The sequence below is a fragment of the Halobaculum rarum genome (genome assembly GCF_040025155.1).
GTDB lineage: Archaea > Halobacteriota > Halobacteria > Halobacteriales > Haloferacaceae > Halobaculum > Halobaculum rarum.
This window is the reverse complement of sequence record NZ_CP157275.1, coordinates 1164162-1183698: the sequence shown is the minus strand read 5'-3', so window position 1 is coordinate 1183698 and position 19537 is coordinate 1164162. Positions and strand designations below refer to the sequence as shown.

The window sequence follows — 19537 nt, the reverse complement described above, 5'->3', positions numbered from 1 at the left end:
CGGCTCCGAAAAAGCGGGTTCGGTTCCGACCGGGACGCTCGTCCCGACGGCTTGGATCGCTACGACTCGAAGTCGACCGCGCGGTCGATCCACCGCCCGACGCGCTTTTCAGAGACGCTGGTCTGGTCTGCGACTTCCCCGGCGTCGGCGGCCGCGAGATCCGCGACCGTCTCGATCCCGATCTCCGTGAGGCGCTCGGCGTACGCCGGGCCGATCCCCTTTATCCGGTCGACCGGGACATCGGCATCGCCGTCGTCGCCGTCGTCGCCGTCGTCTGCCACTTCGTCCGGCTCCTCTTCGGCGCTGTCTGCGCCGTCGGGCTCGCCGTTGTCGTCCGCCACTTTGTCGGCCGCTGGCTCACTCTCGTCGGTCTCCGCTTCCATCTCGTCGACGTCGGTCGTGACGTCCTCCGAGTCGGGACCGGCGGCCTCCGCGGGCTCGGCCTTCGTGGCGGCGTCGTCGCTCGCTTCCGCCTCGTCGACCAGCGAGTCCGTGGAGGCGGCGGCCTCCGTCTCCGTGGCGACGGGCTCGTCGTCGTCCGCCGGCTCGTCCGCCTCCGCGACTTCGTCGGCGGTTTCGTCGTCGTCGACCGACTCCGTCCCGGGGCTGGCGGCGGCGTCGGTGCCGGCGGCGGCCGCGTCCTCGTCGCCGTCTTCGCTGTCGTCGTCGGCCTCGGTGTCCCCGTCGGTCCCCTTGACGGCGTCTTCGGTCGTCGTTTCCGGCTCCGTCTCCGGCTCGTCGCGTTCGCGCTCCACCGTCACCGCTGTCTCGGTCGAGTGACTGTCCGACTGATCGCGCCCGATACCAAGCAGTCGTTTGATCTGCTGAAGGAGTCCCATTTGGCGAACCCACGCCGCCGCTTTTTAAAAATCCAGCGCAGATCTCAGAGAAAACACCGGGGAGGAGCGGTGACACCCCGGTGTCACCGGAGTTTCGCGCGGAGCGCCTCGTTCATTACGTCGACAGGCGCGTCCTCGCCGGTCCAGCGCTCGAACGCCTCGACGCCCTGATACAACAGCATCCACGCGCCGTCGATCGTCGTCGCTCCGGCGTCGGCCGCCTCCCGCAACAGGCGCGTCTCCAGCGGGGCGTACACGGCGTCCAGCACCGCTAGGCCGTCGTGCAGATACTCCGCGGGAACGGGTGTTTCGTCGGCCTCCATCCCGACAGTTGTCGCGTTCACCAGCAGGTCCGCGTCCGGGATGCGCTCGGCCAGCGAGTCGAGTCCGCCCGCGGAGACGGCGGTCGGCGTGTCGCGGTCGTCGGGAAGCGCCGAACGGACCTCCGCCGCGAGCGATTCCGCGCGCGAGGCGGTGCGGTTGGCGATGTGGAGCGAGACCGCGTCCTCCGCGAGCGCGAACGCCGCTGCCCGTCCCGCCCCGCCGGCGCCAACGACGACGGCGGCGGCGTCCTCGTGCTCGACGCCGTGGTGATCGAACGCTCGGCGGACGCCGGCCACGTCGGTGTTGTACCCCCGCGGCGGATCCGCGGCGTAGTCGACGGTGTTCACCGCGCCGACCTCGGCCGCGAGACCGTCGGGCTCGACCGCCGACAGCACGTCCTGTTTGAACGGCACCGTCACGTTCAGTCCCGCGACGCCGAGCGTGGCCGCGGCCTCGACGGCGGCGGCCCCGTCGTCGGCGTCCGGCTCGAAGGTGACGTAGCGGGCGTCCATCCCGAGCGCGTCGTACGCCGCCTCGTGCATCGGCGGCGACAGCGAGTGCTCGACCGGCGTCCCGATGAGTCCGTACACGTCCATACGAGTTCCTCCCGGAGCGGCCGGAAAAGCGTCCCGGGGACGAGGTGGGCCGGTCCGAGTGGTCGCGCTGATCGACGGGTATCTCGTGTTCTTCCATCTGCTCCTGCCATGAGCCATCGCCTCCAAACGGTACACTAAACGGGCTGATCGGGTGATATCATCCGATATTCGACGGATCAGCGCGAAGCGCAAGAGTAAGGGAGAGCCGCTGGCTCCGTGGCGATAATGAGTTCACGTCTTCGAAGTCCGCTCGTCGCGCTGTTCGGCGGGCTGGCGCTGACACTCCCCTGGATCCTCTCGTGGGCGACCGGGCGAGCCGCGGGCTTTTCGACGCTCGGAACGGTCGCCGTGAGCGGCGTCGCCGTGCTCGGGGCGTCGTTCCTGCTCGCGTGGGGCGCCGAAACCGCCGAGAAGGACGTGCCGCGCGCGTTCGCGATCGCCGTGCTGGCGGTGCTGGCGGTCGCGCCCGAGTACGCCGTCGACGCGCTGTACGCCTGGCAGGCGGGACAGGGCGACGCGCAGGCGGCGAACCTCGCGGTCGCGAACATGACCGGCGCGAACCGGATCCTCATCGGCATCGGCTGGTCCGGCATCGCGCTGTTCTCCATCTATCAGGCGTACGCCCGCGGCGACGACCCCAACGTCGTCACGACCGACAACCTCCTCGGCGACTACGTCTCGCTCGACCGCGACATCTCGCTCGAGATCGCGTTCCTGTTCGCCGCGACCGTGTTCGCGTTCTTCGTTCCGCTGGGCGGCGGGATCGGCGGGATCGACACGCTGGTCCTCGTCGGGCTGTACGCCGCGTACATCCTCGTCATCATCCGCGGTGACGTCGAGGAGGTCGAAGAGCAGGTCGGCGTTCCCGCGTACCTCCAGTCGAAGCCGTTCGCGGTCCGCGCGACCTCGGTGCTCACGCTGTTCGGCTACTCGGGGATGCTTATCTTCACTGCCGTCGAGCCGTTCGCCCACGGGCTCGAAGCCCTCGGCCTCCAGTACGGGATCCCCGAGTTCTTCATGATCCAGTGGATCGCGCCGCTGGCCTCCGAGAGCCCGGAGCTCATCGTCACCGCGTATCTCGTCAACAAGGCGCGCGCGACGGCGGCGTTCAACGCGCTCATCTCCTCGAAGCTGAACCAGTGGACGCTGCTCATCGGGACGCTCGCGGTCGTGTACAGCATCTCCGCGGGACAGTACGGCGTGCTCATGTTCGACGAGAAGCAGGCGGCGGAGATCTGGATCACCGCCGCACAGAGCTTCTTCGCGCTCGCAATCCTGGTCAACTTCCAGATCTCCGTGCGTGAGGCGTTGGTGTTGCTGGTGCTGTTCCTCTCGCAGGTGGTGACCGAGTTCTACTTCATCCGGACGATGACGGAGGCGGCCGCCGAGGCCAGCTCGATCCTCCTGCTCGAGGCGTACACCGTCCTCTACCTCGTGCTCACGGTCGGGCTCCTGGCGACCCGCCGCGACGAGATGCGGGCGGTCGCATCGCTCACGGGGACGACCATCCGCGAGGCTGTCGGCGGCGAGTCCGAACAACCGGCCGACTGACGGACCGGCGTCTTCGTCCGTTCCAGCGTTCGTCCGTTCCACCATCTGTCCGTTCCAGCCCGCTCGTCCGGAACCGACGCGTATTCCAGCGCCACGCCGCTACGTCCCCTCAGTGATCGGTATCGTCGTTTCCAGAGCTGACCGCGCCTCGACCCACATCGCCGAGCGATTGCTCGCGCATGCGGAGTGGACCGAGCGGACGGACCCCGCCCGCGACGACGCCGACGGCGGCGGCACGTTCTACACGCTCGACGGCGGCGACGCGGGCGGGAACGGCGACGGGGATGTCGCCGCCGACGCCTCGGTGCGCTTCGAACTCCGCAGCTTCGACGACCTGCACATCCGACTCGACGACCCGACCCCCGCCTTCTCGGAGGATCCCGAGTACCTCGTGTTCGTTTCCCGGCACTCCGGCGACACCGGCCCGCTCCTGACGTGCCACTTCACGGGGAACTTCGGCGACGCGGAGTACGGGGGGGAGCCGGGGTCGTTCGCACCCGCGTGTCCGGGCGTCCAGCGCGCGCTCGTTGCCGGGTTCGACGAGCACGCCCCCGAGGGGTACGGCGTCGCCATCGAGGGAACCCACCACGGCCCCACCGACCTCGCGACGCCCGCGGTGTTCGCCGAACTCGGCAGCGACGACGAGCAGTGGGACGACCCCGACGGCGCCGACGCGGTCGCCCGGGCGGTGCTTGATCTCCCCGCTCGTTGCGCGAGCGTCGCCGTCGGCGACCCCGACCGCCCGCGCCACGTCGTCGGCTTCGGCGGCGGCCACTACGCCCCACGGTTCGAGCGGGTGGTCCGCGAGACTGCGTGGGGCGTGGGACACATCGCCTCGGACTGGCAGTTGGAGGAGCTCGGCCACCCCGAGGAGCACCCCGACGTGCTCGATGCGGTCATCCGCGCCAGCGACGCCGACTTCGCGCTGGTCGAGGGCGAGTCCCCCGTCCTCCGCGAGGCGCTCGTCGAACGCGACGTGCGGATCGTCGGGGAGTCATGGGTCCGCGCGGTCGGCGACCGGCCGCTCGCCCTCGTCGACGCGCTGGAAGCGGACCTCCGTCCGGTCGAGGACGGACTCCGGTTCGGCGAGCGCGCCGGCGGCGTCGAGGTGTGTGAGCGCGACACAGCGGACGGCTACCGCGTCGTCGACCTCCCGGCCGACCTGCTCACGGAGGCGCAGGGAATCGACGCCGACGCCGCCCGCGCGGCAGTCGAGCGCCACACCGTCGCGTTCGGGACCGAGCAGGCTGGAACGCGTGCGGCCGGCCGCGCGGCGCTCCCGACGGCCCGAGGCGACGAGCTGCCGGCGGGCGCCGACGCGGGGGCGGATCCGTACGACGCGCTCGTCGCCGACCTCGCGGCGGTGTTGGCCGAGAAGTACGACGAGGTCGTCCGCGAGGACGACGCCGTTCTCGCGCGCGTCGAGTCGTTCGACCCCGGGCGGGCGGCGACGTTGGGCGTTCCCGAGGGACCGAAGTTCGGCGCGCTCTCGGCCGGCGAACCGGTCGAGGTCGACGGGAAGACGATCCGGCCGGAGACGGTCGCTCGCGAGCGCGAGGAAGTGTTCTCCGTCTGACCAACGCAAGTACCGGACGGTCGTCGGTGCATCGGAGTCGCCGCCGTCCCCGCCTTCGGCGCCGTCGGAGGCCCGGCGAACGGCGTCTGACGGAGGCAAGACGCGAGGGGAAGGATAATAACTCTCCGTCGGCAACGGCTGCCCATACCTATGGACTCCATCGTTGAGGACGCGATCAACGAGGCCGAGGAGGCCGGGGAAGCGGGGGAAAACGGCACCTCCGCTGACCCGGCGTCCGGCGAAGCGGGTGGCGACACCGCGGCGGAGTCGTCCGGATCGGGGGACGGCGCTTCGCGCACAGGCAAGATGACCGACGAGGAGCTTCAGGACGTCCTGAAGGACCTCCAGACGAACATCACCGTCGTCGGGTGCGGCGGGGCCGGCGGCAACACGGTGAACCGAATGCACGAGGAGGGCATCCACGGCGCGACGCTCGTGGCGGCCAACACCGACGTGCAGCACCTCGTCAACATCGAGGCCGACACGAAGATCCTCATGGGCCAGGAGAAGACCCAGGGCCGCGGCGCCGGGTCGCTCCCGCAGGTCGGCGAGGAGGCGGCCATCGAGTCGCAGTCGGAGATCCGCGAGTCGCTGGAGGGCTCGGACATGGTGTTCGTCACCGCCGGACTGGGCGGCGGCACCGGCACCGGCTCGGCGCCCGTCGTCGCGAAGGCGGCCCGCGAGATCGGCGCGCTCACCATCGCCATCGTCACGACTCCGTTCACGGCCGAGGGCGAGGTTCGACGGACGAACGCCGAGGCGGGCCTCGAACGTCTCCGCGACGTTGCAGACACCGTGATCGTCGTCCCCAACGACCGCCTGCTCGACGCCGTCGGGAAGCTCCCGGTGCGCCAGGCGTTCAAGATCTCCGACGAGGTGCTGATGCGGAGCGTGAAGGGGATCACCGAACTGATCACCAAACCCGGTCTCGTCAACCTCGACTTCGCCGACGTTCGCACCGTGATGGAGAAGGGCGGCGTCGCGATGATCGGGCTCGGGGAGTCCGACTCCGACACGAAGGCACAGGAGTCCGTTCAGTCGGCGCTGCGCTCGCCGCTGCTCGACGTGGACATCTCCGGCGCCAACTCCGCGCTCGTCAACGTCACCGGCGGCTCCGACATGTCCATCGAGGAGGCCGAGGGCGTCGTCGAGGAGATCTACGACCGGATCGACCCCGACGCGCGGATCATCTGGGGAACCTCGATCGACGAGGAACTCGAGGGCCAGATGCGCACGATGATCGTCGTCACCGGCGTCGACTCCCCGCAGATTTACGGCCGCAACGAGGCCGCGCAGGTCGCCGCCGGCGACAACCTCGAGGACATCGACTACGTCGACTAACGCGGCCGCTCGTCGCCGACGACGGAGTCCCGCGGCGGTACCCCGTTCGCGGCGCCCTCCTCGGTTCGGTTTCCCGCACGCCACGCAGCGCACGCAGTTCTCCTCCCCGGCGCGTGCGTCGCCGTGACGGGCGCTTCGGGGTCAGAGCAACAGATATAGAAGGTGCGGCGAAGTACGCCCGGTAACCATGGATGTCAAGTACGACCTGACAAGCTACGTCAGGGTGCTCAAACTGGCGAGCACGCCCTCTTGGGAGGAGTTCTCCCAGATCTCCAAGATCGCCGGTGCAGGCATCTTCCTCGTCGGGTTCCTCGGATTCATCATCTTCGCGGTCATGTCCGTCCTCACCGGAGGGATCTGACGGTGCCGATCTACTCAGTGAAGACGACGGCCAGCCAGGAGCGCACGGTCGCCGACATGATCGCCAGCAAGGAGATGGCTGAGATCCACGCCGTGCTCGCGCCCGACCAGCTCACCAGCTACGTGATGGTCGAGGCCGACGACGACGCCGTCATCCGGCGTGTGCTGGAGGAGGTCCCGCACGCCCGCGGGCTCGTCGAGGGCCCCGGCGGCGAGGCCGGCCGGTCGTCGATGTCGGAGGTCGAGCATTTCCTCTCGCCGACGCCCGACGTGGAGGGTATCGCCGAGGGCGACATCGTCGAGCTGATCGCCGGCCCGTTCAAAGGTGAGAAGGCACAGGTGCAGCGGATCGACGAGGGCAAAGACCAGGTGACTGTCGAGCTGTACGAGGCGACCGTCCCGATCCCGGTGACGGTTCGCGGCGACCAGATCCGCGTGCTCGACTCCGACGAACGGTAGTTCGTCGTACCATGCGAGCGGGCCTTCGGCCCGCGAGCAGCCCCCGACGAACGGTAGTCGAACGGACGCTCTCGAGTTCTCTGTCAGAGCTGTTCTCCGGACGCCAGTGTGATCTGTGTCCGACAGACCCCGGCCGATTCACACGTCGCCGTCGACGCGCTCGACGATCCGGTCAAGATCGGCGATCTCCTCGATGTCGGCTTTGATCCGCTCGCGCTCGCGGACGTCATCGGAGTCGGCGTCGTACGCGCGAACGAACTCGGCGCGGGTGTGTTCGTCGAAGGCGTGACGGATGGCGAAATAGCCGTCGGGGACGACGGCGCCGCACACCTGACACTCGTGTCGCTCGTGTGCGGTCGTCTGGTGGACGACGGCGTCCTCGACCGCGTCGAACGCCGCGTCGCACCCTTTGAGGCCACAGGCCCACCGGGACATACCCGGATGCAGACGACAGGCTCGCTTAAACGTTCCCGTGAGACCGCGTCTTCTTCTCCGTCTCCATCACCGTCCACGGCCGTCGGTCCCCGCGCTCGCACTCGATCCCAAAGCGGAATCACTAACGTCGACCCGACGTACCTCCGCGTGTGACCGCAGGACCGACGCGGGTCGACCCTCACGTGAAAGTGCTCGACGAGCGCGTCGTAGAGCGGGCGCGACAGTCGGGCGTCGACGCGCTCGTGTACGCCCCACACTTCACGCGGCTCCCGGAGATCCGCGGGCGCGCCGAGCGCTTCTCGACCGAGGACGTGACGGTGGTGCCGGCGCGGGAGGTGTTCACCGGCGACTGGGGGAACCGACGCCATCTCCTCGCTGTCGGACTGGATGAGCCGGTCCCCGACTTCATCACGTTCGAGGCGGCGTTGGCGGAGTTCGAACGCCAGAGCGCGGCCGTGCTCGTTCCGCACCCGGAGTTCATGAACGTGAGCCTCACTCGGGCGGAGGCGGGCGCCTATCGCGACCGGATCGACGCCGTCGAGGCGTACAACGCGAAGCTGTTCGGCCGACAGAACGACCGCGGCCGTCGGATCGCCGAGGCGTTCGACCTGCCGACGTTCGGTTCCTCGTATGCACACCTCCACGGCACTGTCGGCACGGCGTGGACGGAGTTCGAGGGCGACGTTCGCGGGGAGGAAGCACTCGTGACGGCGCTGAAAGAACGGAGGCCCCGCACGGTCGTCAGGCGACGCGACCCGGCGACGCGGCTGCGACGGCTGGTGGAGTTCGCCCACCTCGGCTACGAGAACTCGTGGGGGAAGTTCGACCGTCTCCTGCTCTCGGGGATGGAGGCGACACACCCCCGGCATATCGCCTACGACGGACGCTTCGACGACGTGGCCGTGTACTGACCGGCGGTCGGGATCGGTGCTACCGATCGACGATCTCGAGGGCGATCACACCGGAAGACTGGCGATGGCGGTCGCGACCACCGCTCTCGGCGTCCCTGTGTTGAGGTCAACGAGGTAGAACTGGACAGCTGTCAGCGCCGCGAGTTCACCGAGCGTGATGACGACCGTGAACGTGTCTGCCCACTTGCTGGAGGTCGTTACGCCGACCGGAAGGCCGTACTCCGTCGACGAGAGCGGGTAAAACAGCGCGATACCGCGCTTGCTCCCGACCACGTCGAGGAGGTAGTGGGTGGCGACGCCGATCCAGACGAACTGGAGGTTCCCGAAGTAGATCGGGTACGCGAGGAGCACCCCGAGGACGAGGAGATTATGCAGCGTCTTTCGGTGTTTGCCGAAGGCCGTGTCGACGTCCGGAAACAGCGCGCCGAGCACGATAGGGACGAACAGCTCGGCGATGGTGCGAAACGTCTCCACGTCGCCCGACGGCTGGAGAACGTACCCCAGTCCGATCGAGAGGAGGATCGCGTTCAGCACGTGGCCCTTCTTGTTCACGTTTCCCCGTGGCGCCGCGAGCGACCAAACAGTTTCGGCTCTCCCGAATCGATCACGTCGGTGTCGTGCGGTAGGACAGTCTTACCTGTAGCCGCTCCGTTCGCGTCCGTCGATAGCCGCGAGGAGGTCCGCGAGCGCCTGCCGCGCGATCTGTGCTTTGATCTCCGTTCGTGTTCCGTCGAACTCGTAGCGGTCAACGGCGGCGTCGCTCTCGCCGGTTCCCCACGCGCCGGCGTACGCGATGCCGATGTACACCGTTCCAACCGGCTTCTCGTCGCTGCCGCCGTCGGGACCGGCGATCCCGGTCGTGGAGACGCCCCAGTCGGTGCCGGCGGTGTCGCGGACCCCCTGAGCCATCGCGCGAGCGACCGGCTCGGAGACGGCACCCTCTTCGTCGAGATATTCGCGCGGGACCGCCAGCTCCTCCAACTTCGCGTCGTAGCTGTAGGTGACGACCGAGCGGTCGAAGTAGTCGCTGGACCCGGGAACGTCCGTCAGCACCGACCCGATCAGGCCGCCGGTACACGACTCGGCGGTCGCGACGGTCCGGTCTGCGGTCCGGAGCGCGTCGCCGACGCGCTCCTCGATGGGCGGATCGGATTCGGATTCACGCGTATCGGACTCGGACATACCCGTCGATGTCCCGGCTGCGGCTTAAGACCGCGGGAGTCAAGGAGCGACGGCTCACAGTACCGCCGACAAGCCGTGCACTATCAGCGCCCGAAATTCTTCCACGTGATGCAGTACGCCGCGTCCGCCGACCGCGACGTGGTCGACATGGTGTCGGGTAACCCCGACTGGGAGCCGCCCGCCGCGCTGCGCGACGGGCTGCGCGAGTACGCCGACGCGAGCCCGGACGAGTTCCAGTACCCACCCAGCGAGGGGCTGCGCGACCTGCGCGAGGAGATCGCCGCCCGCCGGAACGTCGACACCGACCGGATCGTCGTCACCAACGGCACCGGCGAGGCGAACTACCTCGCGATGGCCGCCGCGCTGGATCGCGACGTCGGTTCGGAAGTGCTTCTGGCTGATCCGGTGTACCCGTACTACCCGGGGAAAGCGGAGATGCTCGACGCCGACGCGACGCTCGTGCCGACCGAGCGCGACGGCTCCATCGACCCGGAGCGTTTCCGCGAAGCAGCCGGCGAGGAGACGGCGCTGATCTTGGTGAACATGCCGAACAACCCGACCGGCGCGGTGTACTCGCGAGAGACGATGGCGGAGCTCGCGGCGATCGCCGAGGAGGTCGACGCGACGCTCGTCGTCGACGAGGTGTACGACCACTTCGACTTCACCGGCGAGTTCGAGTCGGCGCTGACGCTCGACAGCGACCGGGTGATCGTGACGACCGGCTACTCGAAGTCGATGGCGATCACCGGGTTTCGCGTCGGCTACGCGGTGCTCCCCGAGCATCTCGTCGACGGGGCCAAGACCCGGCACATGCTCGTCAACGTCGCCACCTCGCGCCCGCCCCAGGCGGCGGTACTGCGCGCGCTCCGCGAAACGGACGCCGACTACTACGCCGACGTGCGCGCGATGCTGCGCGAGCGCGTGACGACGTTCACCGACGCGCTCGACGCCGCGGGCGCCGAGTACACGACGCCCGAGGGCGCGTTCTACGTGCTCGCCCGCTTCGATGACTTCCCGGGCACGATGGCGAACGCCAAGCGGCTGATCGACGAGGCCGGCGTGGCGGGGATGCCGGGCGAGACCTTCGGCTCGGCGCGCGACGAGTGGCTCCGGTTCGCGCTCGTGACTCCGCGTGCCGAGGAGGCGGCCGCGCGGCTGGCCGACTATTTCGCGTAACGGACGGCGGAACCGGTCGCTCGCTCTCGTTGCTCGGCCCCGGGCGCTCCGACGGCACGCGAGGGGCTACGCGGACTGTGGGTCGCGGGGGCAGCCCTGAACGTCCGAGATGGGGTGGTGCCGTCATCGTACTTCAACCGTCGGCTGTTCCGACGGCCACGTTTCGGTCGCCCCGCGACCAACGGATAGACAAGTTCTCGTCTCCTCCATCCCGGCAATGAGCGATATCGACGTGGAGCCGGTCGACGAGATCGACGACGACGACGGGGGAGACGGCCAGGCGCCCGAGCCGGACGCCTCACGGATGGGCGCCGAGATCGACATGAGCGATTCGGCGGGACTCGCCGGCCCGGACGATCCGAAGTACGTCCTCTACGGCGGGAAGGGCGGCGTCGGGAAGACCACGTGCGCGGCCGCGACCGCGCTCGCGAGCGCGCATGACGGCGTCTCGACGCTCGTGGTGTCGACCGACCCGGCGCACTCGCTATCGGACACGCTCGACACCGATATTCCGGCGCAGCCTTCCCGCATCCGCGAGGACGTCCCGCTGTACGCCGCCGAGATCGACCCCGACGCCGCGATGGAGGAGGGGCTGTTCGGCGCCGGGATGGCGACCGGCGGCGAAGGCGACGACACTGGGGCTGGAACCGGCGACGCGGCTCCCGACGAGAGCCCCCTCGGCGGTCTCGGCGGCATGGGCGAGGCGATGGCCGACTCGCCGATGGGCGGAATGCTCGGCGGGACGATGCCCGGCGCAGACGAGGCCGCGGCGATGCGCCAGCTGCTCGAACACCTCGACGACCCCCGGTTCGACCGCGTCGTCGTCGACACCGCCCCGACGGGGCACACGCTCCGCCTGCTGCAACTGCCCGAGACGCTCGATTCGATGATCGGGCGGATCATGAAGCTCAAGCAGCAGTTCTCCGGGATGATGGAGGGGATGAAGGGCATGTTTGGGATGGGCGACGGCGCGGGCGAGGAGCCGGACCTCGACGAGCTGAAGGCGCGCATCACCCGGCTGCGAGAGACGTTACAGGACCCCTCGAAGACGGACTTCCGCGTCGTGATGGTTCCCGAGGAGATGAGCGTCGTCGAATCCGAGCGGCTCGTCTCTCGGCTCGACGAGTTCTCCATCCCGGTGAACACGCTCGTGGTGAATCGCGTGATGGAGGACCCGCGCGAGGTCGCGGCGTTCGGCGACGGCGTCGACCCCTCGTGGATCGTGACGCCGAATCTGGAGGACTGTGAGTTCTGCCAGCGACGCTGGGAAGTCCAGCAGAACAGCCTCTCGAAGGCGACCGACCTCTACCGCGGTCGCGACGTGAAGCGCGTCCCCCTGCTTGCAGATGAGGTGCGCGGCGAGGACGCCCTGCGTGTCGTCGCCGCCTGTCTGGCCTGAGCGGGCCGACTACGTCGATTCGTCGTCGCGGTCGGTCGGTTCCGCGATCAGCCCCTCGGCGATCTCCAACGCCGCGGCGACGTGTTCCTCGGCCGCCTCGTCCTCGGTATCGCCGGCCTCACGAAGGAGCCGGCTGACGTGGCCCACGCGCTCGTGGACGGTGTCCGGGTCCGCGGGTCGTTCCGCGAGGTCGCGTGCGACGGCCTCGGCCTCCCCGAGGTGGGCGCTCGCGGCCCGCGCGACCGGTCGCTCGGCGGTCGCGGCGAGGTGTTCGTGGAGCGCGTCGAGCCGGTTGTCGACGGTCGGATCGTCGCCGTCGCTCACGGGCTCACGACAGCTTCGACGCGAACGACCACAGCGAGTCCGCGATCCGCGTCGGGACGAATCGACCGATCTCCGCGACGGTCGCGAGCGGGCCGACCGGGTAGCGCGCGGGCGGCTTCGTCGAGCTCGCGGCGTCGACGACGTCCTCGGCGACACGCTCGGGCTCGACGGCCGCGAACCCGCCGCCGCCGATGGCGTCGTAGTCCTCGACCAGATCGTAGAAGGATTCGTAGGCGCCCGAGCGGTCGAGACCGTCGATCTCGGATTCCACGCGGTCATCGAACCCGGTCTCGACGGGGCCGGGCTCGATCAGCGAGACGGTGATGCCGTACTCGCGAACCTCGTTGCGGAGGGCGTCGCTCATGGCCTCCAGGGCGTGCTTCGAGCCGCAGTAGACGCCGCCGCCGGGGAACGCGATCCGACCTGCCACCGAGGAGACGTTCACGATGGCGCCGTCCTCTCGGCGGCGCATCGCCGGCAACACCTCGCGGATCAGGCGATGGGGGCCGTACACGTTCACCTCGAACTGGTCGCGGACGGCCTCGGTCGGCACGTCCTCGATGGGGCCCATCTGGCCGTAGCCGGCGTTGTTGACGAGCGCGTCGATGCGACCCTCCTCGTCGAGTATCCGGTCCACGACGCGCTCGATGTCCTCCTCGTCGGTCACATCGAGGGTCGCGATCTCGCAGTCGTCGTGGTCGCCGAGCGTCTGGATGTCGGCCGGGTTGCGCGCGGTCGCGTACACCGTCCACTCCTCCTCGAGGAACGCCTCGGCGCTCGCTCGGCCGATGCCGGACGAACACCCCGTGATGAGCACGGTTCTGGTCATGTCAACGTCGTCGGGGGCCCCGAAGTTAACTCCCGTCCTCTTGTCGTCGTGGCCTCGTCGTCGTCGATCGCTTCCATCGCCGCCGGTCGCGGTCGTCGGCGAGCGGTCCGGGGTCGTCGATGAGCGGTCAGCAGTCGTCGTCGACCTCCGATTTCGCCTCGTCGGCGTACGCGTCCGCCAGCCTGGTCGGCTCGGGCAGCTTGTATCCGTCACACAGTGCCGCCACGAGGTCGACCGCGGTCCCGGCGCTCACACGATGACCGGGGCTCACGTACAGCGGATTGATCACCGGCGAGGAGTCGTACTGACGCGACTGGTACGCGTACCCGAGCGTCGTCCCCGCGGGCGCGTCGACGCGTTCGTCGGCGAGGATCGGCGTTCGCCACCCAGCGGGACGACCGTCGACGTCCGCATCCGGCGTTCCGCACAGGAGGCTCTTGGCGACGCCGATCGCGGGCACGTCGAACAGCACGCCGACGTGGGTGGCGATGCCGGCCTGCCGGAAGTGGATCCGACCGCTTCCGTCCAGCACGTACAGGTCCGGATCGGACTCCAGCGTCGCCAGCGCGTCCACGATCGGACCGCCCTCTCGGAACGCGAGCAGGCCGGGAATGTACGGGATAGACAGGTCCGTCACCGCGTACGTGCGCTCGACGACCTCGCCGCCGCGAGTTACGACGACCGCCGACACCGCGCGGTCGTCGAGGAACGCCTGATCGACGCCGGCGACGAGCGGCGGTTCGCCCGGACGTTCCTCGGGGCTCGCCGCTTCCGTCAGCGTCGGCGTCCGCGGAGAGTCTGCGCTCGCGGCGTCATCGACCTTCACGCTCGCGGGGTCGAACGGGAACTCGTCGACGAATCGGGCGGCGTCGGCGATGTCACGCTGGAGCGTCTCCATCGCCTCGCGGTCGAGTTCGGGATCCGGGAGGAACTCCGGGCGGACGGGCTCGGGCATCGGGTCAGAACGGCCCGCGGCCGCCGCCGAGTCCGCCGCCGCCACTGCCGATCTGGTCGGGAACGCCCCGTCGACCGTCGGCGACGGTCGCGTAGAGGACGCCGAGCACGAGTCCCGAGAGGTGGGCGGCGTGGGCGATGCCGCCGGCGCCGCCGAGGATGCTCCCGCTGGAGACGACGCCGAACAGCGAGAAGCCGGCGTACAACAGTGTGATCGTCCGGATCTTCAGGGGGATCGGCGGGATGAGCAGCATCACCTTCAGGTTCGGATTCACGACCGAGAGAAAGCCCATGACGGCCATGATCGCGCCCGAGGCGCCGAGGACCCCGCCGGAGGGCGACGCCCCCAACAGCGCGCCCACGCCGATCTGTGAGAGTCCGGCGACCGCGCCGGTCACGAGGAACATCACGGTGAAGCGTTTCGACCCGAGGTAGCGCTCGACCAGCGGACCGAAGAAGTACAACGCGATCGAGTTGCCAGCGATGTGGAAGAAGACGGTCGGGGAGTGCGAGAAGATCGACGTCACGACCGTCCAGACGTACCCCTGCAGGAGGGCGGTCTCGCTGAGCACGAAGATATCGCGCCACGGCCCCCCGGTGAGGATCACCGCCCACTGGGCGGCGAACGTGACCCACATCAGCGCGAGGAACACGTACGTCATGTTCCCGCGGAACGCGCCCATGATACCGCCGGTACCCGTCTCGCGATCGATTCTCGACTTCACCCGTGCGCCGACGCCGCCGGAGTCGCCGCCCTCGACGCCGTCGTCGAAGCCCGAGTCGAAGACGCCGCCGGGATCGTTCCACTCGCTCAGCCCCGGACACTGGTGGTTCTCCGGGAGGCGATGTTCCGAACAGAAGGTCTGCCCGCAGCGTCTGCACTGGTACGGGAGGTTCTCGTACTCGCCGCACTCCGCGCACTTCGCCATTACCCGCCCTAGCCGCGGGCGGGGTATATGTCTGCCCCTCTCGGGAACGCGAGCGCATGTCCGGAAGCCGGCGATCGCGGTTAGAACTCCGACGCCCATCCCGCCCACTCAGGTGTTCTCGGACCCGTCGTTGCCCTCTCAGGCGTGCTCGATCACGTGTCGTCGTGGGCAGAGTCGTCGCCGTCGTCGTCGCGCTCGGCGGTTCCCTCCTCGTCGCTGTCGGCGGTCGGCCGCTCGTCGTCGGTGTCGGCGTTCGTCGGGACGACGGTGACGTGGTCGATGCCGACGGCGGGCTGTTTCGCGGCCATGTTCAGGTACACATTGCCGGTTGTGCCACTAAAGATTACCCATGCGCATAATGTATGCGTGCGAACGGGGCGATGCTCACGGCTAATCCGGGAGCATCGAGAGCGCGAAAACGGGCGGTTCGACGCGTTACGCGAACTTCTCGTCGTAGAGGTCCTGCGCGTGCTCGATCGCGTCCATCGCGGCCTGTTTGTCCTCCCAGCCCAGCGTCTCGACTTCCTTACCCTCCTCGAGATTTTTGTACGTCTCGAAGAACTCGTTTATCTCGTCGAGTTGCTGCTGCGGGATGTCCTCCAAGTCCTCGATGTGGTCGTACCGCGGGTCCTCGGACGGGACGGCGATGACCTTGTCGTCCTGCTCGCCGTCGTCGTCCATCTTCATGAGCGCGACCGGGCGGGCCTCGATGACGCAGCCGGGGAACGTCCGATCCTCGACGAGGACCAGTACGTCGAAGGGGTCCTCGTCGTCGTAGTACGACTGCGGGATGAAGCCGTAGTCCGATGGGTAGTGGACGTTCGAGTGGAGAACGCGGTCGAGCATCACGCCCGGGATGTCCTTGTCGTACTCGTACTTGTTGCGCTCGCCCTTCAGACATTCCACGACGGCGTAGATCTCTTCGGGAGCGTTCGGTCCCGTCTCGAGATCTTCCCAGAGGTTCGTCATGCGCCCGACGGTTCCGCCAACGCGAGCAAAGGCCTTTCGGCACGCGATGGCACCGTCTGCTGGCGGTCCCTCTCGGCGGCGATGCGGGTCTGACGGGCTGCAGTCAGGGTGGCCGAGATAGTCCCTCGAGAGGACGTGAATCCGAATACCCGAATATAGACGGCAAGATGCTTATGTTTGTTACCCGTCTTCTGAAATAACGAACGGTTGGTAGTCTGGGGGATGGCCGATCACGGATCGCCCGAATAGTTGCTTCTCAGCCCTTGTACGTGCCGAATCTTTCGTTTAGTTGGCAACAATTAAATACTCCCGTGACCTCTCATCGGCTGACCATGTCAGAGGCACAATCGAAAACCGAAGTGGTCGACATCGCGCGCGATCTCACCGCGTTCCAGCAGAACATCCTCGTCATCCTCTCTGAGGAGGCGATGTACGGGCTCGCGATCAAGCGTGAGCTCGAGAGCTACTACGACGCCGAGGTCAACCACGGGCGACTCTACCCCAACCTCGACGACCTCGTCGAGCTCGATCTGGTCGAAAAGAGCGAGCTCGACAAGCGGACGAACCAGTACGAGCTGACCGAGAGGGGCCGCAAGGCTGTACTCGACCGGCTGAACTGGGCCGTTGGCAAGTACGTCACCGACGAGTCGCGCGCGGGCGATCTCCGTACGCTCGTCGACGACGCGCTCGACGCGTAGACGGAGAGAGACGCACAGATCACGAAAACGGTTCGCCGAACCGACCCTCGCGGGACGTCATCGCCCGGACGAGCTTACAAGGGAGTCCGTTCGTCCGCGGCATCGAAGACGTACCGCAGCGACGCTCGAACGGCGTCGCGCTGTTCTTCCGACGGCCACGCGTTGCGCGGGAAGTACTCGTCGAGGAACTCCTGTACTTCGTCGGCGTCGGCCGAGTCCATCGGCCGCGCGTAGTGATTGCCCATGAAGTCGGCGAACGCCCGCGCGTTCGCGGCGTGAACCTCGGTGTGATCCTCGGCGACCCGCTCGACGAGTGCGGCGTTGTGCGCTTCGATCTCGCTCCAGTCATCCGGATCGCCCGGTCCCGATAGCGACACCTCGACGGCGCGGTCGGTATCCTCGATGCGGTCGATCTGTACGGTCCCGTCCTCGATCCACTCGTCAGGGTAACACACGAGTGTGTCGTCGTCCTCACGAACGCGGGCGGTGAAGCCGTGCTCGGCGAGCCGTTCGGCGCGGTCCTCACGGTAGGCGTCCGCTTCCGCCTCGTCGACGACTTCCCGGGCCAGCCGGGTGAGCCGCTCGGCGGCGTCGACGGTCGGCTCCGGGAGCTCCTCGTCCCATCCGTCCTCGCCCGCCTCCATCTCGTCCGGTTCGACACCGTCGGCTTCGGCGTCGTCGGGTTCGGCGCCGTCCGTGTTCTCGTCGGTCGATGCCGCTCGCGTCGCGTCGGTAGTGTCCTCTGCGTGGTTCATTTCAGCCCTCGAACGCCTCGTTCGCTAACTCGTCGGCGCGCTCGTTTATCTCTCTCGGGACGTGCTCGATGCTCCAGCGATCGAACCGCTCCAGCAATTCCAACGCCCGAACGCGCCGCTCGCGGAGGCCGGGGTCGTTCACGTTCCACTCTCCCCGGACCTGCTTGACGATCAACTGTGAGTCGCCGCGCACGTCGGCGTCGTCGAGTCCGTAGTCGACGGCCGCCTCCAACGCCCGGACCAGCGCCTCGTACTCCGCTTTGTTGTTGGTGGTATCGTCGATCCGCTCGCTTCCCTCGGCCACAATGCCGTCGCCCGTGACGATCGCCCAGCCGATGGCCGCGGGGCCGGGGTTTCCCCTGGAGGCGCCGTCGAAGTAGACGTGCCCCCGCCCGCCTCCCTCGCGGACGAGCGCGGCGAGCCGCTGGGGGTCGCCGCCCTGCACGACGACCTTGTCGTCGTACGCCACCGCGACGGCGCCGTCGCGTTCGGCGCGCCAGCGTTCGTGGTCGGTGTTCCCCGCGAGCACCTCGACGCCCGCGTCCGTCAACCGTCGGCGGGCCGCCTCGGGGTCGCAGTCGATGACCGGCATACCCATCCATGGCGGGCGACGGGGAGAAAGGGTTGCCATCGCCACGAAGCCTTATCTGTCTTCATTGCGACAGCTTGTAAACACGATGACAGGGCCCACTCGGCAGCGGGACGAACGCGAGCACCGGCAGTGGACCGACGACGCACGCACCGGGGAGTCCGAGTCGACCGACGCGGACGAGCGAACCGAGGACGGCGACGAGATCGACGTCGACGACCTCGACGAGGAGGACCTGGTTCGCACGGCCGACGGCGAACTGATGCACGAGCCGACGGGGCTCATCGTCGAGGAGGATCACGTCGACCGCGGGCCGGAATGGCGGGCGTTCAATCACTCCGAGCGGCAGTCGAAGTCGCGGGTCGGGGCGCCCGTAACTGAGACAATGCACGACAAGGGGCTGACTACGACTATCGACTGGAAGGACAAGGACGCCTACGGTCGCAGCCTCTCCTCGGAGAAGCGCTCGCAGATGCACCGCCTCCGGAAGTGGCAGGAGCGGATCCGAACGAAGGACGCCGGGGAGCGCAACCTCCAGTTCGCGCTCTCGGAGATCGACCGGATGGCCTCCGCCCTCGGTGTCCCCCGTTCGGTCCGGGAAGTCGCCTCGGTCATCTATCGCCGCGCGCTCAAGGAGGACCTCATCCGCGGCCGCTCCATCGAGGGCGTCGCCACGGCGACGCTGTACGCGGCCTGTCGAAAGGAGGGTATCCCTCGCTCGTTGGAAGAGATATCCGAGGTCTCGCGCGTCGAGCGCAAGGAGATCGGCCGGACGTACCGCTATGTTTCGCAGGAACTCGGGCTTGAGATGAAGCCGGTCGACCCCAAGCAGTACGTTCCCCGGTTCAGCTCGGAGCTCGACCTCAGCGAGGAGGTCAAATCGAAGGCCAACGAGATCATCGAGACGACCGCCGAGCAGGGACTGCTGTCGGGGAAGTCGCCCACCGGCTTCGCGGCCGCCGCGATCTACGCGGCCTCGTTGCTGTGTAACGAGAAGAAGACCCAGCGCGAGGTCGCCGACGTGGCGCAGGTCACCGAGGTCACCATCCGCAACCGCTACCAGGAACAGATCGAAGCGATGGGGATCCACGGATAAGGCGGCCGTCCACTCGGCGGCCGTCGCCTCCCATGTGCTCGTCGCCACCGACGCGACGTAGGTTCAAATCCGATGGCGAGGCCACACCACGCGTGACCTGACGACCGCCGCGCGGCGGCCAGCGGGTGCGAGGGCGACGAAACGGAGCCCTCGATGCGAACGGCGCGAGCCGTGAGCGCGTGCGGTCGCCCGTCGCGCGATCCTCCAGGCCGGATCGCCGGCGTTTCCGGGAGTCACAGACCGCC

General features: G+C 68.3%; 23 protein-coding genes. 10 read left to right on the top strand and 13 right to left on the bottom strand.

The features are described from left to right. Nucleotides 1–59 precede the first annotated feature (59 nt). Both ABJD39_RS06260 and ABJD39_RS06255 read right to left on the bottom strand, forming a co-directional pair. Nucleotides 60–839 (bottom strand): helix-hairpin-helix domain-containing protein, encoded by a 780-nt coding sequence (locus ABJD39_RS06260; protein ID WP_348613149.1) that lies wholly within the window; start codon nucleotides 837–839, stop codon nucleotides 60–62. 83 nt (nucleotides 840–922) lie between these two features. Beyond that, entirely contained in the window at nucleotides 923–1759 is an 837-nt protein-coding gene (locus ABJD39_RS06255) for a shikimate dehydrogenase (RefSeq protein WP_348613147.1), read from the bottom strand. Between the two features lie 225 nt (nucleotides 1760–1984). Between ABJD39_RS06255 and ABJD39_RS06250 the strand changes: the two genes are divergently transcribed. From ABJD39_RS06250 to ABJD39_RS06230, 5 genes are all read left to right on the top strand, one after another. Further along, on the top strand, nucleotides 1985–3310 hold the full coding sequence (locus ABJD39_RS06250) for a sodium:calcium antiporter (protein ID WP_348613145.1): 1326 nt from the start codon (nucleotides 1985–1987) through the stop codon (nucleotides 3308–3310). A 112-nt stretch (nucleotides 3311–3422) separates the two neighbouring features. Then, nucleotides 3423–4886: a D-aminoacyl-tRNA deacylase gene (locus ABJD39_RS06245; RefSeq protein WP_348613143.1), complete on the top strand. Its 1464-nt coding sequence runs from the start codon at nucleotides 3423–3425 to the stop codon at nucleotides 4884–4886. A gap of 150 nt (nucleotides 4887–5036) precedes the next feature. Next, nucleotides 5037–6227, top strand: a complete 1191-nt coding sequence (gene ftsZ / locus ABJD39_RS06240) for a cell division protein FtsZ (RefSeq protein ID WP_348613141.1) — start codon at nucleotides 5037–5039, stop codon at nucleotides 6225–6227. A 187-nt stretch (nucleotides 6228–6414) separates the two neighbouring features. After that, nucleotides 6415–6588, top strand: coding sequence for a protein translocase SEC61 complex subunit gamma (locus tag ABJD39_RS06235; RefSeq protein WP_222917193.1), 174 nt, complete (start codon nucleotides 6415–6417; stop codon nucleotides 6586–6588). A 2-nt stretch (nucleotides 6589–6590) separates the two neighbouring features. Further along, nucleotides 6591–7046: a transcription elongation factor Spt5 gene (locus tag ABJD39_RS06230; RefSeq protein ID WP_348613138.1), complete on the top strand. Its 456-nt coding sequence runs from the start codon at nucleotides 6591–6593 to the stop codon at nucleotides 7044–7046. 138 nt (nucleotides 7047–7184) lie between these two features. Here ABJD39_RS06230 and ABJD39_RS06225 read toward each other — a convergent pair whose 3' ends face one another. Beyond that, nucleotides 7185–7481, bottom strand: coding sequence for a DUF7565 family protein (locus ABJD39_RS06225; protein ID WP_348613136.1), 297 nt, complete (start codon nucleotides 7479–7481; stop codon nucleotides 7185–7187). Nucleotides 7482–7630: 149 nt separating this feature from the next. Here ABJD39_RS06225 and ABJD39_RS06220 point away from each other — a divergent pair, with 149 nt between their 5' ends. Further along, on the top strand, nucleotides 7631–8392 hold the full coding sequence (locus ABJD39_RS06220) for a PHP-associated domain-containing protein (RefSeq protein WP_348613134.1): 762 nt from the start codon (nucleotides 7631–7633) through the stop codon (nucleotides 8390–8392). A 45-nt stretch (nucleotides 8393–8437) separates the two neighbouring features. On the opposite strand, the gene ABJD39_RS06215 is transcribed toward ABJD39_RS06220, so the two are convergent. Then, nucleotides 8438–8944 (bottom strand): metal-dependent hydrolase, encoded by a 507-nt coding sequence (locus tag ABJD39_RS06215; protein ID WP_348613132.1) that lies wholly within the window; start codon nucleotides 8942–8944, stop codon nucleotides 8438–8440. 81 nt (nucleotides 8945–9025) lie between these two features. Continuing rightward, nucleotides 9026–9574 (bottom strand): CinA family protein, encoded by a 549-nt coding sequence (locus ABJD39_RS06210; RefSeq protein WP_348613130.1) that lies wholly within the window; start codon nucleotides 9572–9574, stop codon nucleotides 9026–9028. Between the two features lie 75 nt (nucleotides 9575–9649). Here ABJD39_RS06210 and ABJD39_RS06205 point away from each other — a divergent pair, with 75 nt between their 5' ends. Continuing rightward, nucleotides 9650–10750: a pyridoxal phosphate-dependent aminotransferase gene (locus tag ABJD39_RS06205; RefSeq protein WP_348613129.1), complete on the top strand. Its 1101-nt coding sequence runs from the start codon at nucleotides 9650–9652 to the stop codon at nucleotides 10748–10750. A gap of 217 nt (nucleotides 10751–10967) precedes the next feature. Continuing rightward, nucleotides 10968–12149, top strand: coding sequence for an ArsA family ATPase (locus tag ABJD39_RS06200; protein ID WP_348613127.1), 1182 nt, complete (start codon nucleotides 10968–10970; stop codon nucleotides 12147–12149). 9 nt (nucleotides 12150–12158) lie between these two features. Here the strand turns inward: ABJD39_RS06200 and ABJD39_RS06195 are convergent, their stop codons facing one another. The 6 genes from ABJD39_RS06195 to ABJD39_RS06170 all read right to left on the bottom strand — a co-directional run bounded on the left by ABJD39_RS06195 (nucleotide 12159) and on the right by ABJD39_RS06170 (nucleotide 16154). Continuing rightward, nucleotides 12159–12473, bottom strand: coding sequence for a hypothetical protein (locus tag ABJD39_RS06195; protein WP_348613125.1), 315 nt, complete (start codon nucleotides 12471–12473; stop codon nucleotides 12159–12161). Nucleotides 12474–12477: 4 nt separating this feature from the next. Then, complete coding sequence (locus tag ABJD39_RS06190) at nucleotides 12478–13302, bottom strand: SDR family oxidoreductase (protein WP_348613123.1); 825 nt, start codon at nucleotides 13300–13302, stop codon at nucleotides 12478–12480. Between the two features lie 127 nt (nucleotides 13303–13429). Then, nucleotides 13430–14257 (bottom strand): endonuclease V, encoded by an 828-nt coding sequence (locus tag ABJD39_RS06185; protein ID WP_348613121.1) that lies wholly within the window; start codon nucleotides 14255–14257, stop codon nucleotides 13430–13432. Between the two features lie 4 nt (nucleotides 14258–14261). Further along, complete coding sequence (locus ABJD39_RS06180) at nucleotides 14262–15185, bottom strand: rhomboid family intramembrane serine protease (RefSeq protein ID WP_348613119.1); 924 nt, start codon at nucleotides 15183–15185, stop codon at nucleotides 14262–14264. 152 nt (nucleotides 15186–15337) lie between these two features. Further along, nucleotides 15338–15493 (bottom strand): hypothetical protein, encoded by a 156-nt coding sequence (locus ABJD39_RS06175; protein ID WP_348613117.1) that lies wholly within the window; start codon nucleotides 15491–15493, stop codon nucleotides 15338–15340. Between the two features lie 127 nt (nucleotides 15494–15620). After that, the gene (locus tag ABJD39_RS06170; RefSeq protein WP_348613115.1) at nucleotides 15621–16154 is read right to left on the bottom strand and encodes an inorganic diphosphatase; all 534 of its coding nucleotides are present in this window, start codon (nucleotides 16152–16154) and stop codon (nucleotides 15621–15623) included. Nucleotides 16155–16486: 332 nt separating this feature from the next. Here ABJD39_RS06170 and ABJD39_RS06165 point away from each other — a divergent pair, with 332 nt between their 5' ends. Further along, a complete protein-coding gene (locus tag ABJD39_RS06165) occupies nucleotides 16487–16852 on the top strand; it encodes a PadR family transcriptional regulator (protein WP_348613113.1) in 366 nt (121 codons plus the stop codon). Nucleotides 16853–16926: 74 nt separating this feature from the next. Here the strand turns inward: ABJD39_RS06165 and ABJD39_RS06160 are convergent, their stop codons facing one another. Both ABJD39_RS06160 and rnhA read right to left on the bottom strand, forming a co-directional pair. Continuing rightward, a complete protein-coding gene (locus tag ABJD39_RS06160; protein WP_348613717.1) occupies nucleotides 16927–17496 on the bottom strand; it encodes a DUF7108 family protein in 570 nt (189 codons plus the stop codon). Between the two features lie 112 nt (nucleotides 17497–17608). Next, the gene (gene rnhA / locus ABJD39_RS06155; protein WP_348613111.1) at nucleotides 17609–18199 is read right to left on the bottom strand and encodes a ribonuclease HI; all 591 of its coding nucleotides are present in this window, start codon (nucleotides 18197–18199) and stop codon (nucleotides 17609–17611) included. A gap of 85 nt (nucleotides 18200–18284) precedes the next feature. Here rnhA and ABJD39_RS06150 point away from each other — a divergent pair, with 85 nt between their 5' ends. Next, on the top strand, nucleotides 18285–19292 hold the full coding sequence (locus ABJD39_RS06150; RefSeq protein ID WP_348613109.1) for a transcription initiation factor IIB: 1008 nt from the start codon (nucleotides 18285–18287) through the stop codon (nucleotides 19290–19292). Nucleotides 19293–19537 lie beyond the last annotated feature (245 nt).

Excerpts from the sequence above, each read along its gene's own strand:
- ABJD39_RS06260 (WP_348613149.1), bottom strand. The coding sequence starts at position 839 with ATGGGACTCCTTCAGCAGATCAAACGACTGCTTGGTATCGGGCGCGAT.
- ABJD39_RS06255 (WP_348613147.1), bottom strand. The coding sequence starts at position 1,759 with ATGGACGTGTACGGACTCATCGGGACGCCGGTCGAGCACTCGCTGTCG.
- ABJD39_RS06250 (WP_348613145.1), top strand. The coding sequence starts at position 1,985 with ATGAGTTCACGTCTTCGAAGTCCGCTCGTCGCGCTGTTCGGCGGGCTG.
- ftsZ (WP_348613141.1), top strand. The coding sequence starts at position 5,037 with ATGGACTCCATCGTTGAGGACGCGATCAACGAGGCCGAGGAGGCCGGG.
- ABJD39_RS06235 (WP_222917193.1), top strand. The coding sequence starts at position 6,415 with ATGGATGTCAAGTACGACCTGACAAGCTACGTCAGGGTGCTCAAACTG.
- ABJD39_RS06225 (WP_348613136.1), bottom strand. The coding sequence starts at position 7,481 with ATGTCCCGGTGGGCCTGTGGCCTCAAAGGGTGCGACGCGGCGTTCGAC.
- ABJD39_RS06210 (WP_348613130.1), bottom strand. The coding sequence starts at position 9,574 with ATGTCCGAGTCCGATACGCGTGAATCCGAATCCGATCCGCCCATCGAG.
- ABJD39_RS06200 (WP_348613127.1), top strand. The coding sequence starts at position 10,968 with ATGAGCGATATCGACGTGGAGCCGGTCGACGAGATCGACGACGACGAC.
- ABJD39_RS06190 (WP_348613123.1), bottom strand. The coding sequence starts at position 13,302 with ATGACCAGAACCGTGCTCATCACGGGGTGTTCGTCCGGCATCGGCCGA.
- ABJD39_RS06185 (WP_348613121.1), bottom strand. The coding sequence starts at position 14,257 with ATGCCCGAGCCCGTCCGCCCGGAGTTCCTCCCGGATCCCGAACTCGAC.
- ABJD39_RS06180 (WP_348613119.1), bottom strand. The coding sequence starts at position 15,185 with ATGGCGAAGTGCGCGGAGTGCGGCGAGTACGAGAACCTCCCGTACCAG.
- ABJD39_RS06175 (WP_348613117.1), bottom strand. The coding sequence starts at position 15,493 with ATGGCCGCGAAACAGCCCGCCGTCGGCATCGACCACGTCACCGTCGTC.
- ABJD39_RS06170 (WP_348613115.1), bottom strand. The coding sequence starts at position 16,154 with ATGACGAACCTCTGGGAAGATCTCGAGACGGGACCGAACGCTCCCGAA.
- ABJD39_RS06165 (WP_348613113.1), top strand. The coding sequence starts at position 16,487 with ATGTCAGAGGCACAATCGAAAACCGAAGTGGTCGACATCGCGCGCGAT.
- ABJD39_RS06160 (WP_348613717.1), bottom strand. The coding sequence starts at position 17,496 with ATGGAGGCGGGCGAGGACGGATGGGACGAGGAGCTCCCGGAGCCGACC.
- rnhA (WP_348613111.1), bottom strand. The coding sequence starts at position 18,199 with ATGCCGGTCATCGACTGCGACCCCGAGGCGGCCCGCCGACGGTTGACG.
- ABJD39_RS06150 (WP_348613109.1), top strand. The coding sequence starts at position 18,285 with ATGACAGGGCCCACTCGGCAGCGGGACGAACGCGAGCACCGGCAGTGG.